Below are 25,210 nucleotides of genomic sequence, written 5' to 3' on the forward strand. Positions count from 1 at the left end.
GGACTCGCCGTGTCGCTGATTCCGCTTCGAACCCGACTAAGCCCCTTCTGCCTGCTCCTGGCCGCTGCCGCGGCGGTCCTGCTTGCCGGCTGCGCCGGCGAAGCGCGGCCGTCGGCGGCCGAGTTCACGTCGGCGGCCGAGGAGGCGCTCATGGAGCACTACTACGACGGCAGCCGCGCGGCCTGGGTGCAGTCGACGTACATCAACGAGGACACGACCGCCCTGGCGGCCCGTGCCGGAGCGGAGGCGCTGACCCGCGCGATCGACTTCGCTCAGGAGGCGGCGACCTACGACGCGGCGTCGGAGGCGGACGAGGTGGCGCGCAAGCTCAACCTGCTCCGCGGCGGACTGACCGTGGCCGCGCCGGCTGACGAGGCGAAGATCGAGGAACTGAGTCAGATCACGACCAGGATGGAAGCGGCCTACGGCACCGGCAGGCACTGCCCGAGCGGGCCGGAATCCTGCCGTTCACTCGACGATCTGGAGGACGTGATCGACAACAGCCGGGACGCCGGCGCGCTGCTCGACGCCTGGGAGGGCTGGCGGACGATCTCGCCGCCGATGCGCGCGGACTACCAGCGCTTCGTCGAGCTCTCGAACGAAGGCGCCCGGGGCCTCGGCTACGACGACACCGGCGCGATGTGGCGGTCGGGCTACGACATGCCGCCGGACGACTTCGCCGCGGAGACGGACCGTCTCTGGGAGCAGGTGAAGCCGCTCTACGACGACCTGCACTGCCACGTCCGCGCCGAGCTCGCGGACCAGTACGGTCCGGTCGTCGTCGATCCCGAGGGCGCCATCCCGGCGCACGTCCTGGGCAACATGTGGGCGCAATCGTGGTCCAACGTGTTCGACCTCGTCGCGCCGGAGGCCGCCGCTCCCGGCTACGACCTGACGGAGATTCTCCGCGAACGCCAGACGTCGGAGCGGGAGATGGTGGAGATCGCCGAGGGCTTCTTCACCTCGCTCGGGATGGAGGAACTCCCCGAGACCTTCTGGCGGCGCTCCCAGTTCCTCCGGCCGCGAGACCGCGACGTCGTCTGTCACGCGAGCGCCTGGCAGCTCGACCTGGACGAGGACGTCCGGATCAAGATGTGCATCCAGATCAACGCCGAGGACTTCTCGACGATCCACCACGAGCTCGGCCACACCTACTACCAGCTCGGCTACCGGGAACTACCGCCCCTGTTCCGGGACAGTGCGAACGACGGGTTCCACGAGGCGCTGGGCGACACGATCTCCCTGTCCGTCACGCCGGGCTACCTCGTCGACATCGGTCTGCTCGACGAGGAGCCGCCGGCCGAGGCCGACCTCTCGCTTCTCATGCGGATGGCCCTGGACAAGGTCGCCTTCCTGCCCTTCGGCCTGCTCGTCGACCGCTGGCGCTGGGGCGTGTTCTCCGGCGAGACGCCGCCCGACGAGTACAACGCGGCCTGGTGGCGTCTGCGCGAGCAGTACCAGGGAGTGACCGCTCCATCGACGCGAACGGAGGATCACTTCGACCCCGGCGCCAAGTACCACGTGCCCGGCAACACGCCCTACACGCGCTACTTCCTGGCGCACATCCTTCAGTTCCAGTTCCACCGCGACCTCTGTGTGGCGATCGGCAACGAGGGTCCGCTCCACCGCTGCTCGATCTACGGCGAGGAAGAGGCGGGCCGGCGCCTGCGCGAGATGATGGCGATGGGACTGAGCCGGCCCTGGCCCGAGGCCCTCGAGGCCATGGGCGGCAGCCGGGAGATGGACGCCACGGCGATCCTCGACTACTTCGCCCCGCTTGCCGACTGGCTCAAGGAACAGAACGCCGGCCGGTCCTGCGGCTGGAGCTAGCGGCTTGCTGATCGCCACCTGGAACATCAACGGCCTGGGAGCGCGCTTCGACTTCCTGGTCCACTGGCTCAAGGCCCGACAGCCCGATGTCGTCGGTCTCCAGGAACTCAAGGCGACCGCCGACAACGTCCCGATCCCGGCGCTCGAGGATCTCGGCTACCACGCCGCCGTGTGCGGCCAGAAGGCGTGGAACGGCGTCGCTGTCCTCTCGCGCCATCCGATCGACGAGGTTCAGTCGGGGCTTCCCGGTGAGGAGGAAGCCGGCGCGCGGCTCCTGCGGGTGCGGACGGCCGGGCTCGACTTCACGACCGTCTACTGCCCGAACGGCAAGGACATCGATCACCTGGACTATCCGCGCAAGCTGGCGTGGTTCGACTCGCTCCGGGACTACTTGGGCGGTTCACTCGGCGCGGACGAGTCCGCAGTTCTCTGCGGCGACTTCAACATTGCGCCGACGCGCCTCGACACCCACGACGAGGACCGCCTGGCCGGCGGCATCCACCACACGGAGGCGGAGCGCGAGCGGTTTCGCGCGCTGCTGGGCCTCGGCTTCGTCGACCTGTTCCGGGAACTCCATCCGGAGACGGTCAAGTTCTCGTGGTGGGACTATCGGTTCGGCGCCTTCCACCGCAACCTGGGCCTGAGGATCGACTTTCTGCTGGCGACAGAAACCGTCCGGGAGCGTGTGCAGGAGGTCGAGACCGACCGCGACTACAGGAAGAAGAAGGAGGGGCTCATCGCCTCCGACCACGCGCCGGTCATGGCGAGCCTGAGGTCGTAGTCCGGTCAGGCCGCTTCGATCATCTCTCCAACTGCCTGCGCCCGCTCGACTCGGCTGCTCTCCTCGGCGGCCACCGTACGGCCGGCGAGCCAGAAGAAGATCGCACCCAGGACGTAGGCGCCCAGGCTGGCCAGCATCGCCGTTTGGAGGGAGCGGCCGGAGTCGGCGCCGCCGGCCTCCAGGGTCGTACTCAGCCAACCCATGAGGAAGGGTCCCAGCGCGAGTCCGACGAAGGTCATCATCAGGATGTAGAACGCCGATGCGGTTCCCCGCATCCTGGGCAGCACGAGGTCGTTGGCCAGGGCGACGGCCGAACCGATCCAGGCCGATCCGAAGACCGTGAAGAAGAAGTTCATCACGTAGGCGGTCGTGACGTTCTCGGTCAGCACGAAGAAGGCGCCGAGCGGGATCGAGCCCAGGGCGATGATGAGCCCGCACAGCGGGCGGGCCTTCGCCGTCCTCTGCTTCATCCGGTCGGAGAAGTAGCCGCCGCCGGCAACGCCGAGCCAACCCGCGACGGCTGCCGTGAGGCCGAGAATCAGACCGGCCTCGCCGGCGCTCTGATCGTGTACCCGCCGGAAGAAGGTCGGTGCCCAGAAACCGAGGCCGTAGCCGACGAACGCCATCCAGCCGAAACCGAACATGCCGTAGATCATCGAGCGGGATCGGTAGACCAGCTCGAACGTAGGCCTGTCTCTCAGCTTCAGTCCCTGCACCCAGGACAGGAAGGCGTAGGCGCCGATCGCGAGCGCGATCCACTGCACCGGGTTGCCGAAGACCTGAATCAGGCCGAAGCAGGCGACGGCGCATCCGACCGCGATCAGCAGGTTCCGGGCGACGGTCCTGGCGCCGCCGTGGCGCTGCAAGGAAAGCAGGGTCAGCGGCGGCAGGATGGCGGCGGTCTCCCGCCCCAGTTCCTTGAACGGCGCGGGATGCGGGGGAGTGACGATTCCCTCGCTCTGGCCCCGGACGGGCTCCTTCAGGGTCCACACCCAGATCGCCATCAGCAGGCCCGGCAGGCCCACGGCGAAGAAGGCGACCTGCCAGCCGACCAGGCCGAAAGGCGCCCCGCCGTCCGCGTAGGCGTTGTTCCACCTGTCGACGATTTGCCCGCCGATCAGGATGCCGAGACCGGCGCCGATGTAGACGCCGCTCGAGTACATCGCGGTCACCGTGGCCCGCAGCCGCGGCGGGTAGTAGTCCCCGAGCATGGAGAAGGCCGCCGGTCCGGCGCTCGATTCGCCGATGCCGACACCGATTCGATAGGCGGCGAGGGAGGCGAAGCCGCGTGCGGTGCCGGAGAGCGCTGTCATCAGGCTCCACGCGGCCAGGCCGATCGAGATCAGGCTCTTGCGGGTCCACATGTCGGCCAGACGGCCGATCGGAATCCCGAAGATGGCGTAGAAGACGGCGAACGCCGTGCCATAGAGGAAACCGAGCTGGGCGTCGCTGACGCCGAGGTCGTTGCGAATGTCCTCCGCGAGGATCGAGAGGATCTGGCGGTCGATGAAGTTGAAGACGTAGACCAGGACGAGGACGCCCAGGACGTAGTTGGAGTACCGCCGGCTGGGGGCCTGCGGGGCTGGGCTCTGGCTGTCCTGCTCTGTTGTCGTCATTCGACTCCCGTGGTCACTCGGCTCCGTCCGCTCCCGGTTCCGCCATGGCGCCGGGCACCGTTCCCTTCGCGAGTTCCTGGTCGATCATCAGCATACCGACGCCGTCGCCGTTGATGAGTCTCAGCCTTCCGAGCAGGGTGCGGGCGACGTTCTCCTCCTCCACCTGCTCGTTGATGAACCACTGGAGCATGATCGACGCGGCGCGGTCGTGGACCTTCTCGGAGAGGTCGTAGAGCTCCTCGATCGCCTGGGTGACCCGTTGCTCGCTCCGGAGAATGTCGGCGACGGCGGCTTCCGGTGACTCCCACTCGGTCGGCTGGGCCGGAATCTCGGGGATCTTCACCAGGAGATCGCGGTCGGCGAGGTGATCAATGATGCGGTGGGCGTGGCCGAGTTCGTCGGCGGACTGGCCGCGCAGCCAGGCGCCGAAGCCTGGCAGGTCGATGCGCTCGAGCCAGAGCGCCATCGACAGGTAGCGGTGCGCGGCCTCGAACTCGAGCCCAAGGTGGGCGTTCAGACGGTCGTGGAGGGTCTGGTCCATCGTGTCCTCCGTATCGGGCAGTTGGGTGCGGTTGGAAGCGGACGCCGTCAGCATAGCGCCGCGCGATTGAGAACCGGTGAAACGGGCCGGTCTGCCCGGGCCGGGCTACGGCAGGAGTTCCTCGACCCCGGCACGCTCCTCGAACAGCTCGTCCAGCGTCGCCTGCATCCGGCCGCGGCTGAACTCGTCGATGTCGAGGTCTTGCACGATCTCGTAGTCGCCACCGTTCGTGGTGACCGGGAACGAGTAGACAACTCCTTCGCGAGCGCCGTAGCTGCCGTCGGCCGGGATCGCCATGCTGACCCAGTCGCCGTCGGTCGTGCCCTGAACCCAGGTGCGGATGTGGTCGATCGCTGCGGCGGCCGCGGAAGCCGCCGACGAGGCGCCGCGCGCCTTGATGATCGCCGCACCCCGCTGCTGAACGGTGGGGATGAACTCCTTCCGGGTCCAGGCCTCGTCGACGAGCTCCGGCGCCGGCCTCCCGTCGACCAGGGCGTGGCTGAGGTCCGGGTACTGCGTCGCCGAGTGGTTGCCCCAGATCGCCATGCGGCGGACCTGGGTGGTGTGGGCGCCGGTCTTCTCGGCGAGCTGGCTGATCGCCCGGTTGTGGTCGAGTCGGGTCATTGCGGTGAACTGCCGCCGGTCGAGGCCCGGCGCGTTGCTGGCAGCGATCAGTGCGTTCGTGTTCGCCGGGTTGCCGACCACGACCACCCGCACGTCGCGGCTCGCGTGGGCGTCGAGGGCCTTGCCCTGGACGGAGAAGATCGCGGCGTTCGCCTGCAGCAGGTCCTTGCGCTCCATGCCCGGTCCGCGCGGCCGCGCGCCGACCAGCATGGCGATGTCCACGCCGTCGAAGGCCTCGTCGGCGTCCGAACTCGTGACGACCTCGTGCAGCAGGGGGTACGCCGAGTCACGGAGTTCCATGACCACTCCCGACAGCGCATCCATCGCGGGCGGAATCTCCAGCAGGTGCAGGCTCACCGGCTGCTCCGGCCCCAGCATCTCGCCGGCCGCGATGCGGAAGATCAGGGAATAGCCGATCTGACCGGCGGCTCCGGTGACGGCGACTCGAACGGGTGTCAGCATGGCCTGGTTTCCTCCTCGATCCGGCGCGGGATCGTAGCACCGCGGGCTTGTGAGCGTGCTGGTTCGGAAGCATCGGCGGCGGGGAGAGATTGCACGGGTTGTTCGCTAGATTCGTAGTTCTCTCTGAGGGGAGGAACCATGCGGTGTCGCGCGTTGGACGGCGTTCGCTATCGAGCGGTCGCTGTGTCTTTGGCGGCGGGCTTGCTGGCGGTAGCCGGTGCTGGAGCTGCGGTCGAGGTGAGTGGCTCTATCCAGGGGCGGCCCGATGCCGGTCCGCTGGAGGTGTCCCTGGTGCGGGCGCCTACGCTCTACGAGCTGCTGAGCACAGTTCTGCGCGATGAACCGGACGGCTTTCATGCGGCGGAGGTGACGGTCCAGACCTCGGGCGGCCGCTTCGCGATCCAGGTTGCCGAGCCGGGTGTACGTTGGATCAGACTACAAGGTCCCGGCACGGCGCCGAGGACGTATCTGCTCGTGGGGCCGGAGACGCACACCCTTCTTCCGCCGCTTGAGCTGGGCAACACCGCTTCCTGCAGCCTGACACTGGTGGCGCCCGGGAGCGCCTGGGTGGTCAGGGGCCGGAGCCTGCGTGATCTTCGTTTGTCGCGCTCGTGGAGCATGTGGCCGCCGCTGCGCCGGCTACAGGCCGGGAGAGCGACCAGCTACGAGTTCGAGGCCGGAAGGAGCAGGCGGACCGTTTCCGGCGTTCAGCGGGATGCCGTGGCGCTGACGATCGGTGCGCCCGGGTACGAGCCGAAGGTCGTCGATTGCCTCGCCGGGGCACCTGTCGCCGTCGAACTGGAACGCCTGGCCGCGCCGGTCGCCGACGGTGTCCTGAGGCGGAATGGTGCGCCGGTGCCCGCAGCGATTCTCATTCGCGCCGACGGCTGGCCGGCCGGGACGACGGATGAGCTGGGTCGATACGGGGTGCCGGCGGGCGCCTACCAGGTGCTGGACAGGGGCGGCGGATTGGATGGGGTCGAACTGAACGGGGGCGTCGCCGAACTGAACGCGAGTGCGCCGCAGCCGGTGCCTGTGACGCTGACGGGTGTCGGCAGGGACCGCGATGAGCTACCGACCGTCGCGGTGGTTCACTGGTCCTCGTCGGGAGTGCCGCTTGCCTTCCATGGCGGGCGACCGGAGAACACGACGTTTCTCGTCGCCGCCGGCCCCGGAGTAGCGAGAACGACCGTGTTGGCGGAGCGATTCAGTCCACTGCGGATTGCGTGGTCCGCCGGGTCCAAAGGGATGTCGTTGGAGCCTCTGCGGCGGCTCCGCGGAGTCTCCCTGAACATGGCCGGTGACCCTGTGGAGGGTGCGCAGGTCGTGGCATCCGGATATGGAGCCACGGCGGGGCCGGCCGGATTGAGCGACGAGGCCGGGCGGTTTCTCGTGGAGGTGCCGGAGCCGCTGGAACGAAGGTGGCTCGTCGCGGGCGCACCGGGCTACCGCGAAACGCGCACGAGACTGAGCGACCTGCTCAGTCAGACCGCGGCGGACCAGCTTGTCGTGGAACTGAGGTCAACCCGGGCGATTCTGGGCCGGCTCGTTTCGGCCCGGAGCGGCAGCGGCGTACCCGGAGCGGTGGCCCTCGCGCGTCGTTGGGTAGCGGATCGGTTCGTGGGTGAAGCCTCGACGTGGAATCTTGGGGACCCATCGCTGCTGCAGTTCGTGAGCACGGACGGCGACGGGACGTTCCGACTCGATCCGCCGGACGAGGACGATGTCCGGCTCGTCGCGGCCGCGCCTGGCCATGGCACGGTTCGGCGGCCGCTCCCGGAGGCGGTTCCGGGGGATGCCGGGGACCAGCAGCTCGGCGACGTGGTGCTGGAGTCGGAGACCGTTCTGCGGGGCCGTGTCGTGGACGAGGAGGGTGCCCCGGTCGAGGACGCCGCGGTTGACTTCGGAAGCGGCGGGGGAACCTACTCGCCGGTGGGCTCTATCGGCGATGAGAAGCTCGGTGCGACGACCGACGCAAGCGGGGGCTTTCGCATCGGCGGGCTGGTGCCGGGCGATGTCGTCTCCTTGCGGATTCGGGCGGCCGGTTTTGTGCCCGAGAACGTGTCGCCGGTACGGGTGGATGCCGCGACAGAGGGGGAAGTGCTCGGAGTGCGGCTCCGAACAGCCTATGAGTTGGCCGGCCGCGTAACGGACGAGTCGACCGGCGAGGGCGTCAAGGCGCGCATCCGGTTTCAGCAGACGGTCCGCCGCGGTGGCGCCAGTACGGAGTCCGAGCCGGACGGAGACTTCGTACTGACCGGCTTCCCGACGGGTGCGGGCGTTCTCACCGTTCGCGCCGAGGCCTACGAGAATCTCGACCGCGTCCTGGCTGAACTGCCGCCGAGCTCTATCGATCTCGTCCTCCGACCGAAGGCGGAGATCGAGGTGACGGGTGTGGTGGTCCGCGATGGCGCGCCGGTGCCGGGCGCTTCGGTCTCCATCCGCTCGGCCGTGTCCGTCACCGATGTTGCCGGTCGGTTCGCCGTCAGGGCCCCGCTGGGACCGGCGACTGTCGAGTGCCGGGTACCCGGCCTGACGCGGAGCAAGCGGCGCCAGATCGATGTGGTGGCGAACATGGGCGAGATCACGATCGACGTCACGCCGGTGACGGTGCGTGGCCGGGTCCTGGGGCCGGACGGAACGCCCGTGTCGGGCGCCTCCGTGGATGCGCGGCCTCGGAATCGGGACCGGTTCATCGTCGGGTACGGCGGTGGAAACGCGCAAACCGGCCAGGATGGCGGCTTTGAGTTCCAGATCGACCCGGGCCTCTACTCCCTGAGTGCGCGCACCGGCGGCGCCGGAGGCCCTGAGGTCGAGGTGACCGTCGCCGCCGGCGACCGGCCGTACGTGGAGTTGGAGGTGCCGCAGCCCCGTCTCGTGAGCGTCCGGGTTCTCGGTCTTACGGCCCCGGAGGCTGCCGAAGTGGTGGTGAGGGTCAGCGCGACGTATCCGGAGGGCGGGTCGATGAGCACGACCCTGGTCCGCCCCACGGGAGGAACCGATCTGGAGCCGGTGTTCGAAGCCCCCTTTCACGAGCGAGAGGGCGCCACGATGATCGCTACGGCTTCGGTGGCCGGGCGCACGCGCCGGTCGCCGATTCAGTACCCGCCGAGTGGTGTGGCGGAGGTGGAGATCTCGTTCGCGGACGGCGGCGGCGCCATCGAGGGTACGGTGACGCTTGACGAGTGGCCGCTGGTTGGCGAATGGGTACTGGCCCGGGAGGAAGGCCGGGGACTGAGCTGGAGCGTTCGCACCGACCAGCGCGGGCGCTTTTTGATCGACGGCCTGCGTACCGGCGACGAAGTCGCCATCGCGGCGGTCGGGCAGCAACGCGCGATTCGCGTGGCCGATACGGTCGTCCACGTCGATCTTGAGGCGACCAGCGCCGCGGTTCGAGGCCGGTTGTTCGACGGTGAGACCGGTCTGCCAGCCGCGGGGATGCTGGTTTCCGCGATACCGGCGCAGAGTGCGGCTTTCGGTGAGATCGCGGCAGCGTCCAGACGCCTCGTGTACACGCGCACCGCCGAGGACGGCTCGTTCGTGCTCGATGGCCTGTTCTCGGCTCCTTACCGGCTGGAGGTCCGGCCGAGCGGCGCTAGCCGGACATCCGAAGACATCGCCGGGTCGGCGGACGTGGACCTCAGTGCTCGCGACGCGGACGTCACACTGTCAGTGCGGGTGCCGGCGGATCGGTAGCAGTCCACCCATAGACTCGGCACATGGCGGAGCGGGTTCTGGTCACCGGCGGAGCCGGCTTCATCGGCAGTCACACCTGCGTCGAGCTGCTGGGTGCGGGCTGGGACGTCACGGTCATCGACGATCTCTCGAACAGCTCGCCGGAGGCGCTGCGGCGGGTCGAGGAGTTGGCCGGACGGAGACTGCGTTTCGTCGAAGGAGACGTACTCGACGAAGCGGCTCTGGAGCGGGCGTTCGGCGACGGCGGCTGTGAGGCGGTCATCCATTTCGCGGCGAAGAAGGCGGTGGGCGAGTCGTGCGCCGACCCGCTCGGCTACTACCGCACCAACGTAGGCGGCACGCTCAGTCTGCTACGGGTGATGCGTCGCCATGGTGTGCGCCGTCTGGTGTTCTCGTCGTCCGCGACGGTCTACGGCGATCCGGAGCCTGGCGCCTGTCCGCTGGCGGAGGGCGCGCCGCTCAGGCCGTCCAATCCCTATGGCCACACCAAGCTCTTCGCCGAGCGCATGCTGCGCGATCTGGCTGCGTCGGAGGAGGGCTGGCGGATCCTCTCGCTGCGCTACTTCAACCCCGCCGGTGCCCACCCGAGCGGCCGGATCGGCGAGGATCCGCGGGGCCGGCCGGAGAACCTGCTCCCTGGCGCCATGCAGGTCGCCGTGGGCAGGTTGCCGCAGCTACGGGTGTTCGGTACGGACTATCCGACCCGTGACGGCACCGCCATCCGGGACTACCTCCACGTTGTCGATGTGGCGACGGGACACCTGCGAGCCCTGGACCGCCTGCCGGCGGTCGACGGTTGCTCCGAGTACAACCTCGGCACGGGCCGCGGGGTCACGGTGTTCGAGGTGCTCGAGGCCGTGAAACGGGCCAGCGGCCGTGAGATACCGGCCGTGCTCGAAGGGCGGCGGCAAGGCGACGCGACGGAGGTGTGGGCGGATCCGTCGCTCGCGGGCCGCCACCTTGACTGGACGGCGGAGCGCGGCCTCGACGACATCTGTGCCGACGCCTGGCGCTGGCAGAACGCGAACCCCGAGGGCTACGGAAGTTGAGCGGAGACGGCAGACCGGCCGCCGGGGATCCCGCGCTCGAGGTGTTCGTCTACTACGACTTCGCCTCCAGCCTGAGCTACGTGGCGCACCGTGTGCTGGCCCGGATCGACGAGGCGCTCGCGAAGGAGCGCGTCGACCTGCGGTGGAAGGCGATCGATCTGACCGGCGTGGGGAACTTCCAGCGCGGCCGGCTTCTCGACCCGGCACGGCGGCAGAGTCTGCTGAGGGTGGCTGCGGCGCTGGACGTGAACTTCGACCCACCCGCGCGTTGGCCCGACTCGCGCCTGGCCGGTGAGGTAGCGGTGGTCCTGGACGAGCGAATCGACCGCGGACTCGACCCGACGATCGAACGGGAATGGCGGGAGGCCGTGTTCGCGGCCTGCTACGAGCGCGATGCCGACGTCGAGGATCTGCTGCGGGACTTCGCGGTCCGCGTCCCCTTCCCGCTCGGGTCGGCCGACGATCTGGCCGCCGGCCGCCGGCTGGCCGAGGTCACGGGGAAGGCGGTGGCGGCCGGGGTCGAGGGCGTGCCGACCTTGATGCTCGACGTCTTCCCGCTGTGCGGCATCCACGACGAGGAGACGATGCTGGGGATGATCCGGCGCTACGCGCGGCGGCGCCGTCGGCTGGAGGCGGATGCCGCAGCCGGGGTCAATTGATGCGTCTCCTCGCTTTGTCCGCGACCGCGGCCGCGATCCTCGGTTGCGCGGTGGAGGAAGGCGCTTCGGAACCGCCGGCCGCGCCGTCGACGGACGCCGCGGTCGCGGGAGGTGCGCGATTTATCGACGTGACGGCCGAAACCGGCCTCGACTTCGTCCACGCTACCGGCTCGGCCGGGACGTTCCCGATGCCGGCCATTATGGGCGGCGGCGTCGCGGCGTTCGATGCGGACGGCGACGGCCTGCTCGACCTCTACTTCCCGAACGCGGGCAGCGAGATCGCCGGCGAGGCGGGGCGCAACCGCTTCTACCTGCAGCGGCCGCGCGGCCGTTTCGTCGACGCCAGCGCGGGTTCGGGTCTGGACAATCCTGGTTTCGGGATGGGCGCGGCCGTCGGAGATGTCGACAACGACGGCGATCTCGACCTGTACGTGACGAACTTCGGGCCCGATGTGCTCTACCGGAACGAGGGCGGCGGCCGGTTCGTCGATGCGTCGGGGGAGCTAGCTGTTGCGACGCCCGGCTGGTCGACCTCGGCCGTGTTCTTCGACGCCGATCTCGACGGCTGGCTGGACCTCTACGTCACCCGCTACGTTCAGTGGCACGAGGCGCGCGAGTGCCAGGTCCAGGGCGGGCGGGTCGACTACTGCGGCCCGCAGCAGTTCGAGGGCGAGGCGGATGTCTTCTACCGGAACGAGGGCGGCCGGCGCTTCGTTGATCGCAGCCGGGATGCGGGCGTTTCGCCGATCGAGGACGCGGGCCTGGGCGTCGTTGCCGCCGACCTCGACGAGGACGGACTGCCCGACGTCTACGTCGCCAACGACGCCGACCCGAACCAGCTCTGGATCAACCGCGGTGACGGCGTGTTCGAGGACGACGCGGTGCTGCTCGGCGCGGCCTACAATCGGTTCGGCGTGGGCGAGGCGGGAATGGGCATAGCACTGGGTGACATCGACGGCGACCGGGACGTGGACCTGTTCCTGAGCCACCTGATCGAGGAGACGAACACGCTGTACGTGAACCTGGGTGGAACACCGGGGGCGACGGACGGCTTCGAGGACCGGGCGGCCGAAGCCGGTCTGGCCGCGGCCAGCACGCCGTACACCGGCTTCGGGACGGCGTTCTTCGACGCCGACAACGACGGCGACCTCGACCTCGCCGTGGTCAACGGCGCGGTCAAGCAGCGGCCGGAGACGCTCTCGGACCGTGACGACTGGTTCTGGCAAGGCTACGCCGAGCCCAACCTGCTGATGCTCGGCGACGGTGCCGGCGCTTTCGCCGATGCCAGTGCGGCCTCGGGCGACTTCGGAACGGCGCTCGACGTGAGCCGAGGTCTGGTTCCCTTCGACCTGGAGGGTGACGGCGATCTGGACCTGCTGGTCAGCAACCTGGAGGGGCCGGCGCGCGTCTATCGCAACGAGACGATCACGGAGGCCGCGACGGGCACAGCGGGCTGGATGCGGCTTCGTGTCGTCGACCCAGACCGCCGGCGTACGGTGTTCGGCGCCTCGGTCGTCGCCTGGATCGACGGCCGGCCGGTTCGCCGCCTCGTGCTGCCCGTCGGCGGCTACCTGACCGGAGGCGAGACGCCGCTCCACATCGGCCTCGGCGACGCCATCGGCGTCGAGCGCTTCGAGGTGACCTGGCCCGGCGGCGAAGTCGAGACCTTCGACGGCACTGCGAGCGGCAACGAAGTGACACTCCTCCGTGGAGCAGGCCGATGAGGAGCTTCGCCGTGCCCATTGGCTTCGTCGCCGTCGCTGCTTCCGCCGCCGAACCTCCGTCCCCCGATCTCACCGCCGTCGAACCCCGCGTGCGCGCCGCCATCGAGAAGGAACTCGCCACCACCACCGGCGAGCCCGACTCTCCCGCCGCCTGGGGCCGCCTCGCCATGACGCTCCACGCCCACCAGTTCGACGAGGAGGCCGCAGCCGCGTACGCCGAGGCCTCGCGGCTGGCGCCCGGCGACTTCCGCTGGATCTACCTGCGAGCGAACGTGGAAGAGGCGCGCGATCCGGCGGCGGCGGCGATGCTCTTCCGTCAGGCGGTCGAACTCGACCCCAACTACGCGCCGGCCCGCATCCGACTCGCCTCCGCCCTCGAGAAGATCGGCCGCGCCGCCGACGCTGACGAGCACTACCGGAAAGCCGCGCGTCTCGAACCCGACAACGCGGTCGCGCACCTCGGCCTCGGCCGGCTCGCCCTCGCACGCGGCGAGGTCGATCAGGCCCTTCGCCACCTCGAGCGGGCCTACGAGCTGAGCCCCGAGACCCAGGCCGTCGTCGCCATGCTGTCGCGCGCCCGGCACCGCGCAGGCGACCGCGACGGGGCGAGGCGTCTCGCCCAGGCGGCGCGCGACCTGCCGCCGCTGCTCCACCAGCGCGATTCGCGCCGCGCCCAGGTCGACCTGCTGGCCGTGGACTCGGAGAGCTTCCTGCGCCGGAGCAGGACCTACCGGGAGACGGGGCAGTTGCAGGCTTCCCTCGGAGAGCTCCGGCGGCTGATCGAACTGGAACCCGGCAATGCCCAGGCGCACTTCGCCGCGGCCGGGGTCCACGACCGGATGAACCGGCCGAGGGAGGCCGCCGCGGCCGCGCGGCGGGCCCTCGAACTCGACCCCGATCTGGCGGGCGGGCGAGCCGTGCTGGCGGGCGCCCTGTTCAAGCTCGGAGAGTTCGGGGAGGCGGATGCCGAGGCCGAGCGGGTCCTTGCCGAAGATCCGGCCGATATCCACATGCTGCTCGTCACGACCATGCTGGCGATGCGGGAGAACGACGTGGCCCGGGCTCTCGCGCGGCTCGACCGCGCGGCCGCGGCAGGTGTTTCGGACAACCGGATGCGGGACCTGATGGTCCAGCTCCAGCTCGAGCTGGCCGACGCTCTGGGAGGTGCAGGCTTCTACGACGACGCGGCGCGCCGCGTCGAGCAGGTGATCGAAGCGCTGGAGCGGGGCGGGGCCAGCGACAGCGAATTGCGGCTCCACCGGCGCCGGCTTGCGCAGTACCGGGAAAGGGCACGCGGATGAGTGACTTGGGACACGGTACCGACACGCCGGTACGAGTGCGGGTAGCGCCGTCGCCGACCGGCGACCCCCACGTCGGCACCGCCTACCAGGCGCTGGTGAACCTCGCCTTCGCGCGCAGCCGCGGCGGCGTGTTCGTGCTGCGGATCGAGGACACGGACCGCGCCCGTTCGAGCCGCGAGTCGGAGGCGGCGATCCTCGACGCCCTTCGCTGGCTGGGTCTGGACTGGGACGAGGGACCGTACCGCCAGAGCGAGCGGCTGGACCTCTACCGCTCGGAGGTCGATCGCCTGCTCGCGGCGGGTAGCGCCTACCGTTGCTTCTGCACGCGGGAGCGGCTCGACGAGATGCGCCGGGAGAACCGCGCCGAGCAGCGCTTCCCGGGCTATGACCGCCGCTGTCGGAGCCTGCCGGTCGCCGAGTCCGAGCGCAGGGCCGCGGCGGGAGAGCCCCACACGGTCCGTCTGGCCATGCCGACCGAGGGCGAATGCGTCATGCAGGACCTCCTGCGCGGCGAGATCCGGCGCGAGTGGGAGCTGATCGACGACCAGGTCATCCTCAAGGCCGACGGCTACCCGACCTACCACCTCGCCTGCACCGTCGACGACCACGAGATGGCGATCAGCCACGTGATCCGCGGCGAGGAGTGGATCAACTCCCTGCCCAAGCACCTGCGGCTCTACGAGGCGCTGGGCTGGGAGCCGCCTGTGTTCTGCCACCTGCCGCTCCTGCGCAACAACGACGCGAACCGCTCCAAGCTCTCGAAGCGCCGCAACCCGACCTCGATCACCTGGTTCCGGGATGCCGGCTTCCTGCCCGAGGCGCTGCTCAACTTCCTGGGGTTGATGGTGTCCAGCCGGTCGGAGGGCGAAGAGAAGTTCAGCTTCGAGGAGCTCGCCAACGGCTTCCGGTTCGAGGACATCTCGCTCGGAGGTCCCGTCTTCGACCTCGACAAGCTGCGCTGGCTCAACGCCCGCTACCTGCGCGAGGACTACGATGCGGCGGGTCTCGCGGAACTCGTGCGCGAATGGTCCATGCGCAAGGAGCGCCTCGCCGAGATTGCCGCCCTGGCCCAGCCGCGCCTGGAGACCCTGGGCGACTGGGGACGGCTGACGAACTTCCTGTTCGTCGACGCGCCGGAGGTCGAGCGGGAGAAGCTGGCCGTCAAGGGTCTCGAAGAGGCCCAGGTCGCCGAGGCGCTCCAGTTCATGCTGTGGACGCTGGAGCGCGAGCAGACCTTCACCGCCGAGATCGTCCAGAGCCACTTCAGGCGCCTGTCGGAAGCGCTCGGCATGAGCCTGCGGAACCTGACCCGGCCCTTCTACGTCGCCATGTCCGGCGAGACGTCCTCGCTGCCGCTGTTTCAGTCGATGGAGATCCTCGGCCCGGACCTCGTGCGCGCCCGCATCCGCCGCGCCATCGAGGCGCTCGGCGGGATCTCCGGGAAGCGGATGAAGAAGCTGCAGAAGCGCTTCGAGGAGCTGACATAGAGGCGGTAGCCCACTCGGTGCGCCCGCGCCCCCGCCGGCCTTCGTGGAGTCGCGCGAGGCGTTAGCCTCGCTCCGCGGCCTTCTGCGCCCGCTCGATCTTCGCCCAGGTGTCGCGCAGCGTCACCGTCCGGTTGAACACCGGCGCCCCGGGCGCGCTGTCCGCATCGACGCAGAAGTAGCCGAGCCGCTCGAACTGGACCCGGTCGCCAATCTCAGCGCCGGCGAGGCTTGGCTCCAGGCGGCAGTCGGTCAGGACCTCGAGCGAACCCGGATTCAGGTGCTCCTCGATCTCACCGGGAGCGCCGGCCGGGTTGGGGTGGTTGAACAGCCGGTCGTAGAGGCGGACTTCGGCCGGGATCGCGTGCGCCGCCGACACCCAGTGCAGGGTCGCCTTGACTTTGCGGCCGTCCGGCGCGTCGCCGCCGCGGGTCGCCGGATCGTAGGTGCAGCGGAGTTCGACGACGTTGCCGTCGTCGTCCTCGATCACGTCGGTGCAGGTGATGAAGTAGGCGTAGCGGAGCCGCACTTCCCGGCCCGGCGCGAGCCGGAAGAACTTCCGCGGCGGGTCGCGCCGAAAGTCGTCCCGCTCGATGTAGAGCACCCTGGAGAAGGGCACCTTGCGGGTGCCGGCCGAAGCGTCTTCCGGGTTGTTGATCGCTTCGAGTTCCTCGACGAGGTCGTCGGGGTAGTTCTCGATCACCACCCTGAGCGGCCGCAGCACGGCCATCGTCCGCGGCGCGGTGCGGTTCAGCTCGTTGCGGATCGCGAACTCGAGCTGGCTGAGGTCGACGACCGAATCGTTCTTGGTCAGGCCGACGCGCGCGCAGAGGTCGCGGATCGCCTCGGGCGGACAACCGCGGCGGCGGAGCGCGGTCAGGGTGGGCATGCGGGGATCGTCCCAGCCGTCGACCAGGCCTTCGTCGATCAACCGCCTCAGCTTGCGCTTGGAGGTCAGGGTGTAGGTCAGGTTGAGGCGGGCGAACTCGATCTGCTGCGGCATGTGGATGCCGTCGATGTGGTCGAGGAACCAGTCGTAGAGCGGCCGATGGTCCTCGAACTCGAGGGTGCACAGAGAGTGGGTCACGCCCTCGATCGCGTCGGACTGGCCGTGGGCCCAGTCGTACATCGGGTAGATGCACCACCTGGAGCCCGTGCGGTGGTGCTCCGCGTGCAGGATCCGGTAGAGCACCGGGTCGCGCAGGTTCATGTTCGACGAGGACATGTCGATCTTCGCGCGCAGTGTGTGCGTTTCGTTCGCGAACTCGCCGTTCTTCATCCGCTCGAAAAGGTCGAGGTTCTCTTCCACCGAGCGGTCGCGGTAGGGGCTCTCGCGGCCCGGCTCGTTCCAGCGCCCGCGGTAGGCGCGCGCCTCCTCCGGACTCAGGCTGCAGACGTAGGCCTTGCCCTTTCGGATCAGCTCGACCGCCCACTCGTAGAGCTGGTCGAAGTAGTCCGAGGCGTAGAGCGCCTCGCCGCCCCAGTCGAAACCGAGCCAGCGCACGTCGCGCTCGATGGCCTCGACGTACTCGGTGTCCTCCGCGGTCGGGTTCGTGTCGTCGAAGCGGAGGTTGCAGTGGCCGCCGTACTCTTCGGCGACGCCGAAGTCGAGGCAGATCGCTTTCGCGTGGCCGATGTGCAGGTAGCCGTTCGGCTCTGGAGGAAAGCGTGTGACGACCTTGCCGCCGTGCTTGCTCGCGGCGACGTCGGCCCGCACGCGCTCGCGGATGAAGTCGAGGGGCCTGGAAGTGCTGGAATCGTCGGGCATGGCGGGCGGCCGGGGCGCTTTGCTGCGAAGCAGCGAAGGTTATCGAATCGCCGGCCCCGGCTCTCCGTCGTCAGCCGTCGAAGCGGTAGCCCAGTCCATGCACGGTCACGATGAACTCCGGCCGGCCCGGATTCGGCTCCACCTTCTGCCGCAACGACGACACGTGCACGTCGACGGTGCGGGTCGTCGGCGTCGCGTCGTAACCCCACACCTCGTCGAGCAGGCGGTCCCGGTCGTGGACCTGGCCGCGTTGCTCGATCAGGAACCTGAGCAGGCGGTACTCGAGCGCCGAGCAGGCGAGCTCGGACTCGCTGCCGTCTTCGGCTGTTCGCCACACCTGGGCGCGGTCGAAGTCGACGCGGACGTTGCCGAAGCGGTAGCCGCGTTCGCTTTCGGCCGCCGTCGGCGAGGCTGGCGTGCCGGCCTGACTCCGTCGCAGCAGCGCTTCGACCCGCGCCAGCAACTCCAACGTCTCGAACGGCTTCGCTAGGTAGTCGTCGGCACCGAGCTTGAGGCCGAGAACGCGGTCGACGAGTTCGTTGCGCGCGGTGAGCATGAGAATCGGCGTCGAAGTGCCGCCCTGGCGCAGATCGCGACAGACGTCGAAGCCGTTCTTGCCCGGGAGATTGACGTCGAGCAGGACGAGGTCGAAGCCGCCGTCGGTCGCCATCCGCTGGCCCGATGGCCCGTCGGCCGCGACTTCGATGTCGTAGCCCTCGGCGACCAGTCGGTCGCTCAGTGTGCGGGCGAGGCTCGGTTCGTCTTCGACGAGGAGCAGGCGTTGCCCGGTCATGAAGCGCCCGCCGGCAGCGAGACGCGGAACGTCGTGCGACCGGGCTCGCTGTCCAGGGTGATCGAGCCACCGTGCTCCTTGATCGTGTTGCGCGCGAGGCTCAGGCCCAGGCCGGAGCCCGGCTGAGTGCCCTCGGTTGCGGCCCTGCCGCGGACGAACGGCTCGAAGATGTGCCGCTGCTCCGCCCTCGGGATGCCGGGCCCATGGTCGGTGACGGCGACGATCACCTGCCGCCGGGCGGCCTCGTATCTCGCGTCGACGCGCACCCGCACGTTGCCGTCCGCGTCCCTGCCGTACTTGGCCGCGTTGTGCAGGAGATTCATGAAGGCCGTGATCAGGGCCTCGCGGTCGGCCGGGATCAAGGGCAGATCGTCCAGCCCTTCGAGCTCGAGTTCGACGCCGTTCTCCGCCAGAAACCAGTTCGATTCGGCCACTGTCGTACGGAGCAGTTCGCCGGGGTCGATCTCGGCAGTCGTTCTCCGTGCCGAAGTCCGGCCGATGCCCGCCCACTGAAGCGCCTGTGTGACAAGCCGGGACAATCGGCGCCCCTCGCGTTCGATCATCTCGCCGTAGCCGCGGACGTCGTCGGACCTGTGGACGATCCCGGCGCGCAGGTTCTCGCCCGCCGAACGGATCGCCTGAAGCGGCGTGTTCAACTCATGGGAGACGCCGGCCACGAAGTCGACCTGCTGAGCCGCCAGGGCCCGGGCGCGGCGGGCGGACACCAGGACCAGGGCGAAGGCGACGCCGATCAGGAACAGGGCGCCGGAGCTGTGGTAGAGGTTGCGCCGTCGTGCCGCGCTGGTCACGGCTTCAAGCGACCCTCTGCGGTGCGTGATGCGCACCAGCCAGGGCCCGCCGGGCTGCCCGAGCGCCGCTCGCTGGGCTTCGGTTCGCTCGCTTCGGCCCCGGCCGGCGGGCCCGAAGCGCCTGCGCCCGTCTCGTCCCAGTGCCCGGAAGGCTGAGAACTCGATGTCTGCCGGTTCTGCCGCGGCATCCTCGCCGCTCGCGACCCGGCCGCCGGAGAGCGGATACAAGAGCCGCGGCGGGGAACTCGTCGTGTCGGTCACCGTGACCAGGTACTCGGGTGCGGCGCCCTCCGTCGTGACGCCGAAGTGCCGTTCGATCAGCGCCGGCAGCATCTGTTGCTCGATGGCCGTGGTGCTGAGAGTCGCCACGATCAGGCCCGCCGGACCGGGCGGCCCGCCCCGCCCGCGGGCCGGAATCGGCATGACGAGCCGATCGGTCCGCGACGCCGGAGCGCCAGGCCGGCGCAGGAGACCGTTCAGGTCGTCGAGGGCGTCGGGATCCGTCTCGGCCTGGAATTGGCCGCTTTCCTCGTCCAACCGGAAGACGCCGCGAGTGGATCGGCGGTCCGTCAGAACGATTCGCGTCCGGTCGAGGATGGCCGGAAAGTCGGCGTTTTCACGCCAGTTCTGGAGCATCCGTGAGAGCGCGTCGGCGAGCGGTGCTGATCGTTCTTCGCCGCGGGCCGGCCGCGGACGATCGGCGGTTGCCGCTCGCAGGAGGGTCAGCTGGAGTTCCGAGAGCTGGCTGTCGATGTCGTTGGCGAGCAGGCGGCTCGACTCCTCCAGGTTCGCCCGCATCCGCCGATTCGCGGCATCGCTGAGTTGGCCGGTCCAGTGGTACTGGAGCACCGCCAGCGCCACCAGGAGGACAGTGGCGAGCAGGGCTATGCCAAGCAACCAGCGGTCGCTAGAACCCTGCCCGCGGCCTCTGATGCGGCGAACAGCCATCGGAGGCAGTGTAGCTACAGCCAGTGGCGCGGAAACCGGGTCGGCGAGAGGCTTTACAAGCGTTACAAACATCTTGCGCCAGCTTGATGACTGGCTGATCAAGCGCTCGTAGCGTTCTCTCACGTTTGATCCCTCACACCCCTCAAAGGAGGTGCTTGGCATGAAGACATCCCTGAACCGTTCGATCCGGATCGCCCGCATCCTGCTCCCCGCTCTTCTCGTCGGGGCCGCGACCGCGTTCGTGGCAGCCCAGGAAGGCGACGGCCCCCACTCCAAGCGAGGCGCCCGCGGAGACTTCGCGGAGCGGGAGGCCGAGCGCATGGCTCGGGTGCTCCAGTTGACGGAGGACCAGATGGAAGAGTGGCGTCGCCTGCGCGAGGAGCACGAAGCGAGCGTGCGGCCTCTGATGCGTCAGATGCGCGACATCACGGAACGCCTGGAGACCGAGGCGAACCTCGACAACCCCGATCCGGCCGTCGTCGGTCAGTTGGAGCTCGACCGTCGTGCGGTGGCGCGTCAACTGAGAGATTCGAGGGTTCAGGCTCACGAGGATGCGACGCGGTTACTAGACCGTGACCAGCAGATCCGCTGGGAGGCTCTGCAGGAGAACGGTCGCGGCGGCTTCCGGGGGCTCTTCGGCCCTGGCGGCCGCGGTCCCCGTCCGCGGAACTAGAGGCGCAGGCAACCAGTTCCGCAACTTCGGGCGGGCGTCCTTCGGGCGCCCGCCCTTTTCGGTGACGGCGCTAGGATCGCGCCTCATCGACCAGTTCGGGCGGCGCGACAAGCCGCCTGGGGAGGCGCTTGGTATGGCAGACGTTGCGTTCGTCGGACTCGGAGTCATGGGCTATCCGATGGCTGGTCACCTGGCGGCCGCCGGTCACGAAGTCACTGTGTTCAACCGCACCGCGGCGAAGGCGGATCAGTGGGTCGGAGCGCACGGAGGCAGGAGCGCCCCGACCCCGTCCGAGGCGGCAGCCGGCGCCGAGTTCGTCTTCTGTTGCGTTGGCAACGACGACGACGTGCGGGCGGTCACTCTGGAACCGGGCGGCGCCCTCGAGGGCATGGCCGAGGACAGCGTGCTCGTCGACCACACGACTGCGTCGGCGCGACTCGCCCGGGAACTCGCCAGCGCCTGCGAGGAGAAGGGCTGCGGTTTCCTCGACGCGCCGGTCTCGGGCGGCCAGGCCGGCGCCGAGAACGGGGCGCTGACCGTCATGTGCGGCGGCGAACCGGACGTCTTCAAGCGCGTGAACGCGGTCATCGACTGCTACAGCCGGGCGGTCACCCTGCTCGGCCCCGCCGGCAGCGGCCAGTTGACGAAGGCGGTCAACCAGCTCTGCATCGCCGGCATCGTCCAGGGCCTCTCCGAGGGAATCCACTTCGCGGAGAAGGCCGGTCTCGACCCGCTCGCAGTGATCGGCGCCATCTCGACCGGCGCCGCGGGGTCCTGGCAGATGGACAATCGTGCCGAGACGATGGTCCAGGGCAAGTTCGACTACGGCTTCGCGGTCCAGTGGATGCGCAAGGACCTCGGCATCGCGCTGGAGGAGGCGCGCCGGAATGGAGCGCACCTGCCCCTGGCTGCGCTGGTCGACCAGTTCTACAGCGAGGTCGCCGCGCTCGGCGGCTTGCGCTGGGACACGTCGAGCCTGGTCGTGCGGCTGCGGGCGATGAGCGAGGGCGGGGCGAACTCCTAGCGTTCGCCGCCCCGGCTCCTCCGGCGCGCCTCGTCCAGGGCGGCGCGCGCGATGGCCTGTTCCGGGTCGAGTTCCAGCGAGCGCTCCAGACTCCGCGCTGCTTCCTCGTACCGCTGCAGGTTGAGCAGGGCGACGCCCAGGTTGGAGCGAGCCGTTGCATCGGCAGGGTCGATCTCTAGCAGCGCCCGGTAGTGCTCAAGCGCCTCTTCGTAGCGGCCCGCGTTGAAGCGGAGGAAGCCGAGGCGGTCGAGCGCCTCGGTGTCGCGCGGGTCGAGTTCCAGCGTCCGTGCGAACTGCGCGGCCGCTTCGTCCGTCCGGCCGAGTTCCTGCAGCGCCCGGCCCGTCACGCGGTGCAGCGAGGAGGCCTCCGGCAGCTCTGGTGCGATGGCGAGGGCCCGTTCCAACGACTCGATGGCCTCTTCGTACCGTTCAAGCTCGAAGAAGGCGATGCCCATGCCGGCGATGGCCGGCGCGAACTCGGCGTCCAGTTCCAGGGCCTCCCGGTAGAGAGCGAGCGCCTCGGCATGGCGCTGTTGCCCTCTCAGGGTCTCCGCCCGAGTGTGGATCGCCGCGGTGGATGACCGGTCCAGCAACGAATGGAGCGTGGCGGTGTTCGGTGAGTCGGGGTCGATCGAAAGGGACTTCCTTGCCGCTTCCGCGGCTTCTACGTGCCGACCGGCCAGAAAGTGAGCGTCGGCCAGGCCGGCCCAGCCCAGGGCGAAGTCCGGGTCGATCTCGAGGGCGCGCCGGTACTGTTCGACCGCCTCGTCGTACCTGCCCTGCTTCTTCCTGAGCTCCCCGAGGTTCTGATGGCCGTTCCGGTACCGGGGATCGATCTCGAGAACTCGAGCGAAGGTCTCCTCCGCCTCCTCGAAGCGATCGAGGGCCATCAGTGCGAGCCCCAGGTTCGAGTGGGCGTCGGCGGAGTCGGGGCGCTGCTCGACCGCGGTACGGGTCGCCTCGAGAGCTTCGTCGAAGCGATCCGTCTCGATCAGCGCCTGGGACAGGTTGAGGTGAGCGTCGCGGGCCTCCGGATTGAGCGACACGATGTGGCTGAACAGGGTCGCGTCGTCCCGGAAGTTTGCGGCGTGCCTCCAGCTCAGCCCCCCAAGCAGGGTCAGGACCGCCGCCAGCAGGACCTTCCCGGCCGTGAGACCGGCGGTCGGAAGCCTCTCGGCGGCGCGGACCAGGGCGGCGCCGACCAGGGCGAGCAGGCCGATTCCGGCCAGATACTGGAAGCGGTCGGCGACGAGAGAGAACTGCATGTAGCCGTAGTCGATCAGGCCGAGCGCGGGAGACAGGGTCGCGGCGTAGAAGGCGGCGCAAGCCAGCGGACCCCGGCCCCACCTTTCGCGGCCGAGCCAGAGGACGGCCGGCACCGCGACGGCCCCGGCCACGTACAGCCAGCCCACCGCATCGCCGCTTCGTACGTCCCAGAGCGGGTAGATGACCGCCAGATCGCCGGGCCAGGCGAGCTTGCTGGCGTAGAACCAGAGCGCGCGGCCGGCGATCAGTATCCGTTCCACGAAGGAGTAGTCGAGTGTCAGGGCCTCCCGCGTTCGGTAGAACGCCGTGTCGGCGGCCGCGATCGCCAGGCCGACTGCGAAGAACGGCGCGGTGCGCAGCAGGTCGGGTCGGGTGATACGGCCGCGTTGCCACCAGTGCCAGATCAGGAGCGCTGCGGGAAGCGTGACGACGATCGTCTTGGACAACAGGCCGGCAGCGAACAGGCCCAGCGCGAGCAGGTAGTGCGCCGGTCGTTCGCGGGCGGCGAACCGGACGTAGGCGAGGAACGAGGTCAGGTAGAACAGGCCCGACAGCACGTCCTTGCGCTCGATGACCCAGGCCACCGACTCGACGTGCAGCGGGTGAACGGCGAACACGGCGGCCACGACCCAGGCGCCCGGCACGGCGAACCGCCGGAGCAGCCACCACACCAGCAGCACGTTCACCGCGTGCAGGATCACGTTGAGGACGTGGTAGCCGAGCGGCTCGAAGCCCCAGAGCTTCTGCTCCAGCCAGAAGGTCGTGTAGGTGACCGGCCAGTAGTGGCCTTCCTGTTCGATGTCGCCGGGTGAAAACCAGATGCTCTGCAGGCCGGAAGCCTCGCGGATGACCGGCGAGTCGGCGAAGATCGTGTCGTCCCATACGAAGCCGGCCTGGTAGGCGGGAACGAAGCTGATCCCGACCATCAGCACGAGCGCCGCCGCGGCGAGCTTCTCGCGAGGCGAGGTGGCCGGTCTTGCTTCGATCGTCTCGACCTGTCCAGCCGCGGCCTCCCGTGCGGCCGCCAAGCGGGCGCGCCGCGCGTCCCTGGCCTGCTTCTTCGTCGTCATTCGTTGCCCGTGGCCGGCCGGCGCCGGCGGTAGACGAAGCGCGTCGCGACGGCGAAGTTCGCCGCGCTGCCGATGGCCACGCCCGCGAACAGGGCGAGCAATGGCCTGGCCATGAACGGTTCCACGAAGCTCGTCAGCGCCGCGTAGCTGCCGACGTTCGTCGTCAGACCGACCGTGCTGGCGAAGGCGAATCGGGTCCATTGGCCGACCGCGCGTGCCGGCGGACGGTCGTCGAAGGTCAGCATCCGGTTCAGGCGCCAGTTCCACGTAACGGCCGGCCAGAAGGACAGGAAGCGCGCCAGCAGGTGGCCGAGTCCGACTGCCTGGAGGCCCAGGTAGACTGCGGTGTCGACGATCAGGCCGGTGGCGCCGACGGCGCCGAAGGCGAGCAGCCGCACGGGGACCCCGAAGCGATACCGGTAGAGGCGAAACAGGTGACGCAGGAAGGCGAGTTGCTGGCGCCAGGTCAGCTTGCTCGATCCGCCGTGGCGTTCGTCGAAGCGAATCGGCACTTCACGCACCTGAAGTTCGCCTCGCACCATGAGTTCCAGCCCTATCTTGAATCCGACAGGAGCGAGTTCATCGGGCGCGGGCAGCCGGCGACGGTCGACGGCGAAGAAACCTGACATCGGATCCGCGCAACGCGTCAGCGGTCGCGTCAGCCAGGTGGCGACGCGGGAGTTCAGGGTGCGATAGCGGCTCCACTCGCCGTCGATCCGGCCGCCGGTGACATAGCGACTGCCGAGCGCCATCCCGGCGCCGCCGTCAAGGGCCTCGAGCAGCTCGGGTACTTGCTCGGGCGGATGGGAAAGGTCGGCGTCCATGACGACCAGCCGATCGAAGCGTGCCAGCCGGATACCGTCCAGGACCGATTGCGAGAGATCGCGGGGCCGCGCCCGCCGGACATGGAAGCGCAGGGGCAGGCTGCGGCCCAGTTCGAGGGCGAGTTCTTCGCTTCCGTCGCCGGAGTCGTCGTCCGCGAGAATCAGCTCCCAGTCGACGCCGGCGGTCTCCATCGCGGCGTGAATCCGGGTCGCCAGGGCCCGGATGTTCTCCGCCTCCCGATAGACAGGCGCTACAACGCTCACTCCC

The 25,210-nt window shown here is 69.3% G+C and carries 18 protein-coding genes; 10 read left to right on the plus strand and 8 right to left on the minus strand.

Annotated elements, in window-relative coordinates:
* Positions 1–9 precede the first annotated feature (9 nt).
* Both OXI49_02775 and OXI49_02780 read left to right on the plus strand, forming a co-directional pair.
* Positions 10–1,830, plus strand: coding sequence for a M2 family metallopeptidase (locus OXI49_02775; protein MDE2689407.1), 1,821 nt, complete (start codon positions 10–12; stop codon positions 1,828–1,830).
* Between the two features lie 4 nt (positions 1,831–1,834).
* Positions 1,835–2,611, plus strand: a complete 777-nt coding sequence (locus tag OXI49_02780; protein ID MDE2689408.1) for an exodeoxyribonuclease III — start codon at positions 1,835–1,837, stop codon at positions 2,609–2,611.
* A gap of 5 nt (positions 2,612–2,616) precedes the next feature.
* Here the strand turns inward: OXI49_02780 and OXI49_02785 are convergent, their stop codons facing one another.
* The 3 genes from OXI49_02785 to OXI49_02795 form a co-directional block, all read right to left on the minus strand.
* The gene (locus OXI49_02785) at positions 2,617–4,227 is read right to left on the minus strand and encodes an MFS transporter (protein MDE2689409.1); all 1,611 of its coding nucleotides are present in this window, start codon (positions 4,225–4,227) and stop codon (positions 2,617–2,619) included.
* A gap of 13 nt (positions 4,228–4,240) precedes the next feature.
* Entirely contained in the window at positions 4,241–4,768 is a 528-nt protein-coding gene (locus tag OXI49_02790; protein ID MDE2689410.1) for a ferritin, read from the minus strand.
* A 105-nt stretch (positions 4,769–4,873) separates the two neighbouring features.
* Complete coding sequence (locus OXI49_02795) at positions 4,874–5,854, minus strand: malate dehydrogenase (GenBank protein ID MDE2689411.1); 981 nt, start codon at positions 5,852–5,854, stop codon at positions 4,874–4,876.
* 237 nt (positions 5,855–6,091) lie between these two features.
* Between OXI49_02795 and OXI49_02800 the strand changes: the two genes are divergently transcribed.
* The 6 genes from OXI49_02800 to gltX are packed head-to-tail and all read left to right on the plus strand — an operon-like array spanning position 6,092 to position 15,770.
* On the plus strand, positions 6,092–9,550 hold the full coding sequence (locus OXI49_02800; protein MDE2689412.1) for a carboxypeptidase regulatory-like domain-containing protein: 3,459 nt from the start codon (positions 6,092–6,094) through the stop codon (positions 9,548–9,550).
* A 23-nt stretch (positions 9,551–9,573) separates the two neighbouring features.
* Complete coding sequence (gene galE / locus OXI49_02805) at positions 9,574–10,599, plus strand: UDP-glucose 4-epimerase GalE (GenBank protein ID MDE2689413.1); 1,026 nt, start codon at positions 9,574–9,576, stop codon at positions 10,597–10,599.
* On the plus strand, positions 10,596–11,258 hold the full coding sequence (locus OXI49_02810; protein ID MDE2689414.1) for a DsbA family protein: 663 nt from the start codon (positions 10,596–10,598) through the stop codon (positions 11,256–11,258). The genes galE and OXI49_02810 overlap by 4 nt, the downstream gene beginning before the upstream one ends.
* Positions 11,258–12,982, plus strand: coding sequence for a CRTAC1 family protein (locus tag OXI49_02815; protein MDE2689415.1), 1,725 nt, complete (start codon positions 11,258–11,260; stop codon positions 12,980–12,982). The genes OXI49_02810 and OXI49_02815 overlap by 1 nt, the downstream gene beginning before the upstream one ends.
* Entirely contained in the window at positions 12,979–14,283 is a 1,305-nt protein-coding gene (locus tag OXI49_02820) for a tetratricopeptide repeat protein (protein MDE2689416.1), read from the plus strand. Before OXI49_02815 ends, OXI49_02820 begins: the two co-directional genes overlap by 4 nt.
* On the plus strand, positions 14,280–15,770 hold the full coding sequence (gltX, locus tag OXI49_02825) for a glutamate--tRNA ligase (protein ID MDE2689417.1): 1,491 nt from the start codon (positions 14,280–14,282) through the stop codon (positions 15,768–15,770). Before OXI49_02820 ends, gltX begins: the two co-directional genes overlap by 4 nt.
* A gap of 61 nt (positions 15,771–15,831) precedes the next feature.
* Here gltX and OXI49_02830 read toward each other — a convergent pair whose 3' ends face one another.
* The 3 genes from OXI49_02830 to OXI49_02840 form a co-directional block, all read right to left on the minus strand.
* Positions 15,832–17,535, minus strand: coding sequence for a glutamine--tRNA ligase/YqeY domain fusion protein (locus tag OXI49_02830; protein ID MDE2689418.1), 1,704 nt, complete (start codon positions 17,533–17,535; stop codon positions 15,832–15,834).
* 70 nt (positions 17,536–17,605) lie between these two features.
* The gene (locus tag OXI49_02835; GenBank protein ID MDE2689419.1) at positions 17,606–18,328 is read right to left on the minus strand and encodes a response regulator transcription factor; all 723 of its coding nucleotides are present in this window, start codon (positions 18,326–18,328) and stop codon (positions 17,606–17,608) included.
* Entirely contained in the window at positions 18,325–20,085 is a 1,761-nt protein-coding gene (locus OXI49_02840) for a HAMP domain-containing sensor histidine kinase (protein MDE2689420.1), read from the minus strand. Before OXI49_02840 ends, OXI49_02835 begins: the two co-directional genes overlap by 4 nt.
* A gap of 160 nt (positions 20,086–20,245) precedes the next feature.
* Here OXI49_02840 and OXI49_02845 point away from each other — a divergent pair, with 160 nt between their 5' ends.
* Together OXI49_02845 and OXI49_02850 are read left to right on the plus strand one after the other, a co-directional pair.
* Positions 20,246–20,758, plus strand: a complete 513-nt coding sequence (locus OXI49_02845; protein ID MDE2689421.1) for a Spy/CpxP family protein refolding chaperone — start codon at positions 20,246–20,248, stop codon at positions 20,756–20,758.
* Between the two features lie 133 nt (positions 20,759–20,891).
* Entirely contained in the window at positions 20,892–21,782 is an 891-nt protein-coding gene (locus OXI49_02850; protein MDE2689422.1) for an NAD(P)-dependent oxidoreductase, read from the plus strand.
* Here OXI49_02850 and OXI49_02855 read toward each other — a convergent pair.
* On the minus strand, positions 21,779–24,118 hold the full coding sequence (locus OXI49_02855; protein ID MDE2689423.1) for a tetratricopeptide repeat protein: 2,340 nt from the start codon (positions 24,116–24,118) through the stop codon (positions 21,779–21,781). The two genes, OXI49_02850 and OXI49_02855, sit on opposite strands and share 4 nt — an antisense overlap.
* Complete coding sequence (locus tag OXI49_02860; GenBank protein MDE2689424.1) at positions 24,115–25,206, minus strand: glycosyltransferase family 2 protein; 1,092 nt, start codon at positions 25,204–25,206, stop codon at positions 24,115–24,117. Before OXI49_02860 ends, OXI49_02855 begins: the two co-directional genes overlap by 4 nt.
* Between the last annotated feature and the right edge of the window lie 4 nt (positions 25,207–25,210).

The sequence above is a fragment of the Acidobacteriota bacterium genome, from assembly GCA_028875725.1.
Lineage (GTDB): Bacteria > Acidobacteriota > Thermoanaerobaculia > Multivoradales > Multivoraceae > Multivorans.

Coding starts and splice junctions, on each gene's coding strand:
- OXI49_02785 (MDE2689409.1), bottom strand. CDS start 4,227: ATGACGACAACAGAGCAGGACAGCCAGAGCCCAGCCCCGCAGGCCCCC.
- OXI49_02790 (MDE2689410.1), bottom strand. CDS start 4,768: ATGGACCAGACCCTCCACGACCGTCTGAACGCCCACCTTGGGCTCGAG.
- OXI49_02795 (MDE2689411.1), bottom strand. CDS start 5,854: ATGCTGACACCCGTTCGAGTCGCCGTCACCGGAGCCGCCGGTCAGATC.
- galE (MDE2689413.1), top strand. CDS start 9,574: ATGGCGGAGCGGGTTCTGGTCACCGGCGGAGCCGGCTTCATCGGCAGT.
- OXI49_02815 (MDE2689415.1), top strand. CDS start 11,258: ATGCGTCTCCTCGCTTTGTCCGCGACCGCGGCCGCGATCCTCGGTTGC.
- OXI49_02820 (MDE2689416.1), top strand. CDS start 12,979: ATGAGGAGCTTCGCCGTGCCCATTGGCTTCGTCGCCGTCGCTGCTTCC.
- gltX (MDE2689417.1), top strand. CDS start 14,280: ATGAGTGACTTGGGACACGGTACCGACACGCCGGTACGAGTGCGGGTA.
- OXI49_02830 (MDE2689418.1), bottom strand. CDS start 17,535: ATGCCCGACGATTCCAGCACTTCCAGGCCCCTCGACTTCATCCGCGAG.
- OXI49_02835 (MDE2689419.1), bottom strand. CDS start 18,328: ATGACCGGGCAACGCCTGCTCCTCGTCGAAGACGAACCGAGCCTCGCC.
- OXI49_02840 (MDE2689420.1), bottom strand. CDS start 20,085: ATGGCTGTTCGCCGCATCAGAGGCCGCGGGCAGGGTTCTAGCGACCGC.
- OXI49_02845 (MDE2689421.1), top strand. CDS start 20,246: ATGAAGACATCCCTGAACCGTTCGATCCGGATCGCCCGCATCCTGCTC.
- OXI49_02850 (MDE2689422.1), top strand. CDS start 20,892: ATGGCAGACGTTGCGTTCGTCGGACTCGGAGTCATGGGCTATCCGATG.
- OXI49_02855 (MDE2689423.1), bottom strand. CDS start 24,118: ATGACGACGAAGAAGCAGGCCAGGGACGCGCGGCGCGCCCGCTTGGCG.